Raw genomic sequence first — 10540 nt, forward strand, 5'->3', positions numbered from 1 at the left:
TGTAAATGAATGCCAGGATCTTCGCCAGAGCGGCGAGACCGGTTCCATCAATCGATGCTGCGCGTAAAACAAACGCATAGCAAGCAGTATCACGCGCACCCCCCAAATAGTTTTACGATCTCCATACGGTCTTCTTTGCAACTTAAATCATCGTTCAGCGCACTAAATTGGCAGGAGCAATTTCATCGATTCAAGAAAATAAAAAGAAGTGCGAATCGATGCGGAGACCGTAGATGAACAAGAGCGATGTTGGAGAAATGATCTCCTCAGAACGAGCGGGCAAGGCTTTTACTTATATGGTCGAGCATGTTTCCGACTATGCGATCTTCCTGCTGGACTTGAATGGGATGGTTCTTACCTGGAATAACGCGTCGAAAAAAATGAAGGGGTACACAGCCGAGGAAGTTATCGGACAGTATTTCGGCATGCTGTACACCGATGAAGAACAGGAGAAAGGCCATCCCAGACATAATCTCGATCTGGCAGCACGGAATGGAACCTATCAGGAAGAAACCTGGCGCAAGAAAAAGGACGGCTCACTGTTTTGGGCAATGGTGGAAGTCATCGCCATTAAAGACCCGGACGGGGAGGTAAGCGGCTTTTGCAAGCTCACGCGGGACATTACCGTTCGAAAAGCCCTCCAAGATCAAATGGCAGAGGAAAAGCAACGCGCTGAAGTAACGCTGCGTGCGATTGGCGACGCGGTCATTTCAACCGATGCCGACGGCAACATCGAGTGCCTTAATCCGAAGGCTGAACAACTGACCGGATGGACGACCACCGAGGCAATCGGCCGGCCGTTCTCCGACGTGTTTCGCTTAATGAACCAGCCGGCCATGGACCGACATCCCGGTGAACATGAATTGACGTCCATGTTGCGGCAGGAAGAGGTCATCGCCGCGCTTTCTCCGGCCGTACTGGTCGCCAGAAACGGAACACAATACGCCATCGAGGATGCCGTAACACCAATACGGCTTCCCGACGGACGCATTGCCGGCGGGGTGATTGTGTTCCGCGATGTGACCCAATCGAGGCAGTTTCTCGATGCGCTCACGCACCAGGCGACACACGACGCACTAACCGGACTGGTGAACCGGATCGAGTTCGAGCATCGCCTTGAGCGGTCGCTCGACCGGGCGCATCATTTTCATTCCGCCGGCGCACTTCTGTACATGGATCTCGACCAGTTCAAGATCGTCAACGACACTTGCGGGCATGCAGCCGGCGATGCGTTGCTGAAACAACTGTCGAACCTGTATCGTGAAAACATCCGCGATCGCGATACCCTGGCGCGGCTGGGCGGCGATGAATTCGCACTCCTTGCCGACCATTGCAGCATGGATGAGGCTTATTCGATTGCCACGAAGATACTGCAGGCCACACGCGCCTTCCAATTCATCTTTGCAGACCGTGTGTTCAGGATCGGTGTCAGCATTGGCCTGGCGTGCTTCGACCAGCAAACCGGCAGTGCGGAGGAAATCGTGCGGCGGGCGGATAGCGCGTGCTACATCGCGAAAGAAAAAGGCCGTAACCGCATCTACGTCGAGCAAACAGATCGCGCCGGCACAGCCTGGCGAAATGAAGATGGCGATTGGCTGACCCGGCTGACTGAAGCAATGCGCTTGAACCAGCTGCAGCTGCATTATCAGCCGATCGCCACCACACATGGCGGCAGAGGCGGTTTTCATTGTGAGGTCTTGCTGCGCCTGCCCGATCCCGACCATGGCGTCATTCTTCCACATGAGTTTTTGCCCGCCGCCGAGCGCCTGGACCTGATGCCGACCATTGATCGATGGGTGGTGCATCGCGTACTCCAGTGGCTGGACGAAAATCGCGAACACACTCTTCGGGTCGATTTGTGCGCCATTAATCTTTCAGGAAAAACCCTGGCGGACAGAGCATTCCTTGGCGACCTTAAAATTTTTTTCAACGAGTACGATATCAGGCCGGAAAAACTGTGTTTCGAGATCGCCGAGACGGCAGCCCTCTTCGATGAGCGTCGAAGCCTGGAGATGATAAATGGGCTGAGGGATATGGGCTGCAAGATTTGCCTTGCCGGGTTCGGAAAGGGAATCGGCTCGTTTGCCTATCTGAAGCAGCTTCCGGCAGATTTCATCAAGATCGATGGATCACTTGTATCGGTGATGGCGGAAAGCCTGGTTGACGAAAAAATGGTCACGCTGATGCACGAGATTGCACATATGACCGGTAAAAAGACGATCGCCGAATGGGTCGAGAATGCCGCCACTGCGGAAGTGCTGTCGAGAATCGGCATCGACTATCTGCAAGGTCATTGGATTGCCTATCCGAATCGGCTTGATAAACCTTTCCAGGAAATGCACTAGGCAAGCGAATTCTTGAAGCAAATTCTTTGGCTGTCTGCCGATAGCAGGTGAGCGAACCGACAATCTGCCGGAATCCATAGACGTTCTGCCACACCGATTCCAGCAAGAAACACGTACCGGAAATTGCAGGACCTTCGCGGCTTCCGGTTGGGATGGATACTATCCGGCCTTCTACCAAACCGCCTTGCCGGAGCTGTCCTTGAGCTGCGCTTTCCAGACTGCCTGCACCTGGTCGACCAGCGTGGGTGGCAGCGCGACATAACCGAGCCGGGCAGCCGTTGCATTGCCGTTCCGGTACGCCCAGTCAAAAAACTTCAGTACTTCCGATCCTCTTGCCGGATCAGCCTGCTCCCTGTGCATCAGGATGAAGGATGTCCCGGTGATCGGCCAGCTATCCCTGCCGGGCTGATCGGTCAGGACGACGCCGAAACCCGGGGTCTGCGTCCAGTTCGCGTTGGCGGCCGCGGCTTTCACTGTTTCATCGCCCGGATGGACAAACTGGCCATCCCGATTGCGCAACTGCATGTGACTCAGCTTGAGCTGCTTGACGTAGTTGTATTCGAGATAACCGATGGAATTGGAGATGCGCTGGACGTAGGCTGCAACGCCTTCATTGCCCTTGCCGCCGATACCCACCGGCCATTTGACCGCGGTGCTGGCGCCTACCTGCGCTTTGAATGCGGGGCTCACCTTCGCCAGGTAGTCGGTGAACAGAAACGTGGTGCCGGAACCATCCGAGCGCCGCACGACCACGATATCCTGCTGGGGAAGCTTCAGTGCCGGATTGAGGGCGGCAATCTCCGGCGCATTCCACTTCGTGATTTTTCCGAGATAGATATCCGCCAGTACCTCGCCTGACATCTTCAATTCACCCGGACCGATGCCCTTGATATTCACTACCGGCGTCACCGCTCCCATGATCGCCGGAAATTGCACAAGCCCATGCTTTTCCAATTCTTCCGCCTTTAACGGCTTGTCGGAGGCGCCGAAGTCGACGGTCCTGGATTTTATTTGCTTGATGCCGGCGCCGGAGCCAATCGACTGGTAGTTCAGGCCATTTCCGGTGATGCTTCGGTAGTCCTGTGCCCACCGGGCATAAATGGGATACGGAAATGTTGCTCCCGCACCGGTTATTTCAGCAGCAAAGAGCGATGGGCAAAGGAGCGCTGTCATCGCCGTCACTGCAAAAGCCAGGATAAAAGGCTTCAGTCGCATCGTGTCGGATCCTGTCAAGAAAGGGGCAATTTTAACGTCATCATCGGGAAGCGATGCGTAGCGTGCATATTGCGTCCGGATCCGGAATGGACAAAAGCGCCCGAAGGCGCATTTGAGTTGTCATCACTAGGTTTCGACCTTAATTGCCGCTTACTCCTGTGCTTTGAAACCGGTCGCTTTCACGACCTTTTCCCAGCGAGGAATGTCTTCCTTCAGCAAACGGTCGAATTCCTGCCTGCTGCTGCCTACTACACGGAATCCGACTCCCTGCAGTTTTTCGCGCACGTCGGGCGCCTGCATTGCCTTCACGATTTCCCCATTCAGCTTTTCCAGAATATCGTTCGGCGTTTTGGCCGGCGCGTATATTCCGAACCATGCGCCGAATTCGACGGAGGGGTAGCCCTGCTCTTTCGCTGTTGGCACATCAGGCAGCATCGTCGAACGTTCCGCGCCGGTGGTGGCGAGCGCACGCAGTTTGCCGCCCTTGACGTGGGAGCTGACCAGGGCAAGGGTTCCGAACAAGCCTTGTGTATCGCCCGCGATGATTCCGCTCATCGCATCGCCCGTATTCTTGTAATGAACCGGTTCAGCCTTGAGGCCCGTGGCATCCGCCAGGATGGCGACGCCAAAATGGCCGGGCGTTCCGGCGCCGAAGGTTCCCATGAACAGGCTTTTCTGTGCCTTGCCCCAGTCCACGTACTCCTTCAGGTTTTTTGCAGGCGTCGAGGCCGGTACAACGAAAGCAAAGTCCGACGTCACGACGTGGCTAACAGCGGCGAAATCCTTGACCGGATCGAATCCCAGCCGGGAATAAGCGCTCGGCGAAATAGCCATTTCCCCGACGGTTCCAAGAAACAGCGTATAGCCGTCAGGCGGCGCTTTCGCTGCCTCGCGTGCTGCGATCAGCCCCGCCGCGCCTGTCTTGTTGTCGACCACAAAACCCTGGCCGGTCGACTCCTGAAGCTTTTGAGCAACCAATCGCGCAACCAGATCCGGCCCTGTTCCGCTGGGAAAACCAACCACCAGCCGGACGGGACGGGCGGGATACGATTGTGCGAGTGCGCTGCCCATCATCGCGGCAAGCAGCATGCAGGCTGCAGCGGCCCGAAAAACGCGGCCGGTTATCCGTTGCATGCCTGCTTTATCTTTATTGATCATGACTGTCTCCTTGAATGTTTTATTCATTAATCGGCGTGCAGGACGCCCCGTTGAATCTGATCGCGTTCCAGCGACTCGAACAGCGCCTTGAAATTGCCTTCGCCGAATCCTTCATCGCCCTTGCGCTGGATAAACTCGAAGAACACCGGGCCGAAAACCGGTGCCGAGAAAATCTGCAGCAACAACCGCTTGTGCCCGTCGGTAGTCGCACCATCGAGCAGGATGCCTCGCATCTGCAATTCATTGACCTGTTCGCCGTGGCCCGGCAGGCGCTCCTCAAGCATGTCGTAATAGGTCTGCGGCGGTGCCGGCGTGAACGGCACACCGGCCATCTTCAGGTTGTCGAGCGTGGACATCAGGTCATCCGTTAGCAGCGCGATATGCTGGATACCCTCGCCGTTGAACTGCATCAGGAATTCCTCGATCTGCCCGCCGCCCTTTTTCGATTCTTCGTTGAGCGGGATACGGATCTTGCCGTCCGGTGCCGTCATGGCCTTGGAGGTCAGGCCGGTGTACTCGCCGGAGATGTCGAAGTAGCGTATTTCCCGGAAGTTGAACAGCTTTTCATAAAAGCCGGCCCAATAACCCATGCGGCCGCGATAGACGTTATGCGTCAGGTGATCGATGAGCTTCAGGCCGGCTCCCTCGGGCTTGCGGTCCACCCCGGGCAGGAACTCGAAATCAATGTCGTAGATCGACTTGCCTTCTTCAAAGCGGTCGATCAGGTACAACGGCGCGCCGCCGATGCCCTTGATGGCCGGCAGACGCAGCTCCATCGGGCCGGTCGGTATTTCGACAGGCTGGGCGCCCAGCTCAAGCGCCCGCGCATATGCCTTGTGCGCATCCCTGACCCGGAAAGCCATGCCGCAGGCGGAGGGTCCGTGCTCGGCGACGAAATAGGCGGCGATGCTCTTTGGTTCGTTATTGATGATGAAATTGATGTCACCCTGCCGGTACAGCACGACGTCCTTCGAGCGGTGACGGGCAACCCTGGTGAAGCCCATCTTCTCGAAGATCGGCTCCAGTACATTCGGCGTGGGCGAAGCGAATTCGACGAATTCAAAGCCCATGAGTCCCATTGGATTATCAAAAAGATCGGACATGACGTTCCTCAAATAGATAATTGATCAACGGCGGCCGCCGCGGCGGTCCGCCTGCCTCTCCCCATGCTGTTGCGTCAGACCGCGACCTTTGCGGCCAGCGAGTTCTTGTCGAATCCCGCCAGCTGCTTGTAGCGCATGGAGATCGCCTCCAGTTCCGCCTGGGGAATGACATCGTTGATATTCTTGAATCCGTTCGGCGCCCGCTCTTCGGCCATCTGCATCACCTGTTCGGGACCATTCATCCGGTTGCGCAGCACGATGCCGGTTGTGCGGGGCAGTCGTTCAGCCTCGTATTCCCGCAGCGCATAGCGGATGTCCGCTTCACCGGTCAGGCAATCCGTCAGGTAACGCGCATCCAGGATGGCCTGCGCGCTGCCGTTTGAACCGATCGGATACATGGGATGGGCTGCGTCACCGAGCAATGTCACCCGTTCGAAGGTCCAGCGCGGCAGCGGGTCGCGGTCGACCAGCGGAAATTCATACACCACGTCCGCGCCTTCGATAATGGCTGGAATATCGATCCATCCCCATTTCCAGTTGTCGAACGGCTTGCTGAACACCGCCTTGTCGACCTTGCGGTTCCAGTCCGTCTTCGGCAGCTCGCCGCCGGGAACGCGAAGCTCGGCGATCCAGTTGATCAGCGAGCGGCCCTGCCGGCGCAGCGGTTCGGAAATCGGGTAGCACACGAACTTCTGATCCTGGTGGCCGGCCATGAACATGCTGCGCCCATCAAGGTAAGGTTCGGCTTCGGTCACGGCACGCCATAACATGCGACCGGAAAACCGTGGCTGGTCGCCGGTGGGATACAGGAACCGGCGGACGGCGGAATGGATGCCATCGGCGCCGATCAGAATGTTCGACTCGACCTCGACTTCCGCCTGGTCCGGGTGCCGGACGAAAGTAGAGATCACCTTGTCGGCATTCTGCTCGAAGGATTTGAATGCATGTCCCTGATGAACACGATCCGCACCAAGCCGTTCGATTGCCTTTTCCAGCAAGGTCATCTGCAGTTCGCCGCGATGTATGGAGATTTGTGGCGTGCTGTAACCGGCTGCCCGGCCGCGCGGCTCATGCCAGATCTGCTGGCCGAATTTATTGTAGTAAGCGAGGGCCGAGGTTTCGATGCCCTTTTCGGACAGGCATTCTTCCAGGCCGAGCAGGGAGAGCTGCTGGCTCGCGTGAGGCAGCAGGTTGATGCCGACGCCCAGTGGCTTCATCTCGCTGACCGCTTCGTAGATATCGACCTGGATGCCACGCTCATGCAGCATCAGTCCCAGGGTCAGGCCACCGATACCGGCGCCGGCGATTGCAACTTTCATGTTTGTCTCCAAGGCATAAAGGCGTCGCCCGGTGTGCCGGTTTCCCGGCAAAGACTGCACAGGTGCGGGACCGGGCTGCAGCGATGCAACAATGACGGTGGCAGGGAATGCGAACCACAAGCACGGTCGCGCCCCCGGCAAGTAAATGTAATGACTCTGTATTGTTCTACTCTATAACAGTTATGTTGCAAACCACAAGCGATATATCGAGGTTATCCAGGGCCTGGGATGTCGTCAGTAAGGCAGGCGCCGGCACTGGCCGAATTACTTTCCCGGGTGAAGCATCGCAATTTCCTTCGCCGCTTCCCAAGCAGTTACAATAATCCCGAAGAGAGCACATTCGGTCCGGAAGCCCGTAAAAAATCATGGATGTGGCACGACGAAAATGTTCAGACCAGAAAACCGTCACAAGGCAGGAGAAGGAAACCGCTTGAGAAACAGATCTATCGCCACTTCATTCAACGCCAGGATTGAAGGGATCAATTACGATATCCTGGAGGAACTGGTCGGCTATGCCGTACGGCGGGCACAGCTCTCGATTTACGAAGACTTCGCCGAGACGCTTGGCGTCGATGGATTGACGCCCCAGCGTTTTTCCTCACTGGTCATCATCGGCAGCAATCCCGGCATTTCTCAGACCAGGCTTGCCGAAGTCATGGGCATTGCCCGTTCCGGCGTGGTATCGATCATTGACACTTTCGAGGAGGCTGGTCTCGTGGAGCGCCAGGACTCCGGGGATCGTCGGTCCTATAATCTGCGGCTGACCAGGGAAGGACAACGGCAGCTGAAGAAGTATAAAAATGCGGTGAAGGAGCATGACGACCGCATCTCGCAACAGTTGACGGAAAAAGAGCGCCAGCAACTGAGGGAGCTTCTCGGCAAGCTCTGCGGCGTTTCGCCGAAGTAACGTGCGCTCGGTGCTTGCGAAGCTTCATCCGATCAGGAACACATCCAGCATGGCGGCATCGGGTTTCCTGATGGCCTTGCCGATGGCCAGCACCGAATTCAGATGCGCCCATGCCGGCGCGCCGGTCTGGAACGACATTGCCGTTCGAAAATAGTATTCGTCGGGGGAGACTTGCTCTCCCCTCGCAAGCCGAGCCATGACTTCCTCGGGACCATGACGATATCCGCGGCTGACCACCTCGATCAGGGCGCCATCGGAGGCACGGATCACATACTGCGCACTGATATCGAGCACCCCGTCACCACGCTGGATCTGCCAGTCGACACCGCCGGAAAGCACCTCGCCGGACAGCATGCCGCCCTGGACCTGCCCGCCGACAATGGGGACAAACCGGCGCTCTCCGAATGGCGCCGCGCCCAATGACACCACGGACGATACGCGCGCTGTGATACGGCAGAGAAAGCGCAGTTCGGGCGCCTGCACGATTTCTTCCAATAGTTGGTCACCTGTCTGTGCATTCATGTCGATGCACCTCCATTCCTTGCTGGTCTCTCTTGTCGCTTCATTGTTGGCTTCCGCTTCCTTTGACTATTTGGACATGGCGAAGATTCCTTGAAGAATACTCATCAAATCCTCGTTCCTTGCGCAAAAACCGATCCGGATAAAAACTCGTTCAACGGCTTGCATATACATGCGGACCTAGTTATAGTAAATAACTGTTATACATCATAACAATAATATTGCATAACCTACCGGTCGGTTGAAAGCAAGACTTCGCAGCCATGCGCGTCGTCGGTCAGCGGCATTTGCCGCAGCGGCGCTGCAATTCTGTCAATCCACCCGCATGCGCGCCGCCTGCAGTCATCGGCTTGAAACGCTCACTGCCCGATACCTGCAAGGCGATGTCATGCAATCACCGCTGTTTGATTGTTTATTCATCGAGGAGACAACTATGAAAACCACCTTAACGATCCTGGCGACCGGCGTACTGTTCGGTACGGTCGCCGCTCCTGCCCTGGCGGACATCACGGTTGGCGTGAGCCTGCCGCTGACAGGACCGGCATCGGGACTGGGAATACCGACCAGGAACGGCATCTCGCTGTGGCCCGAAACGATCGGCGGCGAAAAGGTGAAGCTGATCATCCTTGACGATGCATCGGACTCCACCCAATCCAGCAAGAACGGGCGCCGCCTGATTACCGACGAGGCGGTCGACGTCATCGTCGGCTCGACCGCAACGCCGGCATCGGCCGCGCTGGCCGAAGTAGCGTCGGAGCTAAAGACGCCGCAAATCTCGACTTCCCCGGTCGAACTGCCGGAAGCCAAGGGCGAATGGACATTCAGGGTAGCGCAGTCGACCCAATTGATGGCCAATGCCGTTGCGGAGCACATGAAGCGCGCCGGCATCAAAACCTATGCGTACCTCGGCTACTCCGATGCCTACGGCGAGTCCTGGTTCAAGGCAATGACGGCAGCGGCCAATCAGGCTGGCCTGCAATCGGTCGCCACCGAGCGATTTGCCCGCGCCGACACGACCGTAACCGCCCAGGCGCTCAAGATCATGGCCGCCAGGCCGGATGCGGTGTTGCTCGGCGCGTCCGGCAGCGGCGCCGCCATGCCGCACAAGGCCATGATCGAACGCGGCTACAAGGGCAAGATCTACCAGACACATGGTGCCGCGTCGCGCGACCTGATCAGGATCGGCGGAAAGGACGTCGAGGGTTCCTTCGTTGTCGCCGGGCTCGCGATCATGCCGGAAGGCCTGCCGAATGAGCATCCGTCCAAGAAGCTCGCCACCGAATTCGTCGATCGCTACGAGAAGCAGTTTGGCGCGGGCACCCGCAATCAGTTCGCGTCGCACGGCTATGACGCCTATCTTGTTCTCAACCAGGTCGTGCCCCAAGCGCTGAAGAAAGCCAAGCCGGGTACGCCCGAGTTCCGCGCAGCATTAAAGGAAGCGCTCGAGTCCACCAAGGGCATCCCCATCACGCAAGGCGTGATCCGGTTCACACCCAAGGATCATTTCGGACTGGAAGACAACGCGCGCGTCATGCTCACCGTGCAAAACGGCAACTGGAAGCCTGTTGCTCCATAACTTCGTTCCAGCGCCTTGACCAGCGCAAACAGAACTGGAAGCCTGCCTTTGCGCAGGCTTTTTTGTTCCATTGGACTTGCAGGTGATACGAGTTGCCAGAGCGGTTTGCTTCATGAAATTTTTGTTCCCGAAGCGAACCATGAAAACGCATGAACTCACTCACGCGATGGTCGAGAAGGACCAATTTCAGCAAGGATCGCCGTGAGCGTTTTCGTGTTGACCGGCTTGACCAGGTGATGGTCGAATCCTGCGTTGAGCGTTTGCCTGCGATCGTTTTCCTGCCCATACCCGGTGACCGCGATCAGCACCGAGCCGGCAGTTTCCGGTTGGGCGCGAAGCCGCTGCGCCAGCTCGTTGCCATCGATTTCCGGCAGGCCGATGTCGAGCAGGCACACCTG

Annotated in this window: 9 protein-coding genes; 3 read left to right on the forward strand and 6 right to left on the reverse strand. The window is 57.3% G+C overall.

Annotated elements, in window-relative coordinates; genetic code table 11:
* The first annotated feature begins 233 nt into the window (after positions 1 to 233).
* Entirely contained in the window at positions 234 to 2345 is a 2112-nt protein-coding gene (locus V7080_RS05275) for an EAL domain-containing protein (protein WP_334187362.1), read from the forward strand.
* A gap of 171 nt (positions 2346 to 2516) precedes the next feature.
* Here the strand turns inward: V7080_RS05275 and pstS are convergent, their stop codons facing one another.
* The 4 genes from pstS to V7080_RS05295 all read right to left on the reverse strand — a co-directional run bounded on the left by pstS (position 2517) and on the right by V7080_RS05295 (position 7140).
* The gene (pstS, locus tag V7080_RS05280) at positions 2517 to 3560 is read right to left on the reverse strand and encodes a phosphate ABC transporter substrate-binding protein PstS (RefSeq protein ID WP_334187363.1); all 1044 of its coding nucleotides are present in this window, start codon (positions 3558 to 3560) and stop codon (positions 2517 to 2519) included.
* A gap of 150 nt (positions 3561 to 3710) precedes the next feature.
* Entirely contained in the window at positions 3711 to 4718 is a 1008-nt protein-coding gene (locus V7080_RS05285; protein ID WP_334187364.1) for a Bug family tripartite tricarboxylate transporter substrate binding protein, read from the reverse strand.
* A 26-nt stretch (positions 4719 to 4744) separates the two neighbouring features.
* Positions 4745 to 5821, reverse strand: coding sequence for a 4-hydroxyphenylpyruvate dioxygenase (gene hppD / locus V7080_RS05290; RefSeq protein WP_334187365.1), 1077 nt, complete (start codon positions 5819 to 5821; stop codon positions 4745 to 4747).
* Between the two features lie 74 nt (positions 5822 to 5895).
* Positions 5896 to 7140: a flavin-dependent oxidoreductase gene (locus V7080_RS05295; protein WP_334187366.1), complete on the reverse strand. Its 1245-nt coding sequence runs from the start codon at positions 7138 to 7140 to the stop codon at positions 5896 to 5898.
* A 430-nt stretch (positions 7141 to 7570) separates the two neighbouring features.
* Between V7080_RS05295 and V7080_RS05300 the strand changes: the two genes are divergently transcribed.
* The gene (locus tag V7080_RS05300; protein ID WP_334187367.1) at positions 7571 to 8047 is read left to right on the forward strand and encodes a MarR family winged helix-turn-helix transcriptional regulator; all 477 of its coding nucleotides are present in this window, start codon (positions 7571 to 7573) and stop codon (positions 8045 to 8047) included.
* Positions 8048 to 8071: 24 nt separating this feature from the next.
* On the opposite strand, the gene V7080_RS05305 is transcribed toward V7080_RS05300, so the two are convergent.
* Complete coding sequence (locus V7080_RS05305; protein WP_334187368.1) at positions 8072 to 8569, reverse strand: DUF3237 domain-containing protein; 498 nt, start codon at positions 8567 to 8569, stop codon at positions 8072 to 8074.
* Positions 8570 to 8999: 430 nt separating this feature from the next.
* On the opposite strand from V7080_RS05305, the gene V7080_RS05310 reads away from it, so the two are divergent.
* Positions 9000 to 10142 carry an ABC transporter substrate-binding protein gene (locus V7080_RS05310; protein ID WP_334187369.1) on the forward strand — a complete coding sequence of 381 codons (1143 nt, stop codon included), beginning with the start codon at positions 9000 to 9002 and terminating at the stop codon, positions 10140 to 10142.
* Positions 10143 to 10297: 155 nt separating this feature from the next.
* Here V7080_RS05310 and V7080_RS05315 read toward each other — a convergent pair.
* On the reverse strand, positions 10298 to 10540 hold a 243-nt coding region (locus V7080_RS05315; protein ID WP_334187370.1), incomplete at its 5' end, for a response regulator.

Origin of the sequence: Noviherbaspirillum sp. (assembly GCF_036846085.1) — a bacterium.
Lineage (GTDB): Bacteria > Pseudomonadota > Gammaproteobacteria > Burkholderiales > Burkholderiaceae_D > Noviherbaspirillum.

Excerpts from the sequence above, each read along its gene's own strand:
- V7080_RS05275 (WP_334187362.1), top strand. The coding sequence starts at position 234 with ATGAACAAGAGCGATGTTGGAGAAATGATCTCCTCAGAACGAGCGGGC.
- pstS (WP_334187363.1), bottom strand. The coding sequence starts at position 3,560 with ATGCGACTGAAGCCTTTTATCCTGGCTTTTGCAGTGACGGCGATGACA.
- V7080_RS05285 (WP_334187364.1), bottom strand. The coding sequence starts at position 4,718 with ATGATCAATAAAGATAAAGCAGGCATGCAACGGATAACCGGCCGCGTT.
- hppD (WP_334187365.1), bottom strand. The coding sequence starts at position 5,821 with ATGTCCGATCTTTTTGATAATCCAATGGGACTCATGGGCTTTGAATTC.
- V7080_RS05295 (WP_334187366.1), bottom strand. The coding sequence starts at position 7,140 with ATGAAAGTTGCAATCGCCGGCGCCGGTATCGGTGGCCTGACCCTGGGA.
- V7080_RS05305 (WP_334187368.1), bottom strand. The coding sequence starts at position 8,569 with ATGAATGCACAGACAGGTGACCAACTATTGGAAGAAATCGTGCAGGCG.
- V7080_RS05310 (WP_334187369.1), top strand. The coding sequence starts at position 9,000 with ATGAAAACCACCTTAACGATCCTGGCGACCGGCGTACTGTTCGGTACG.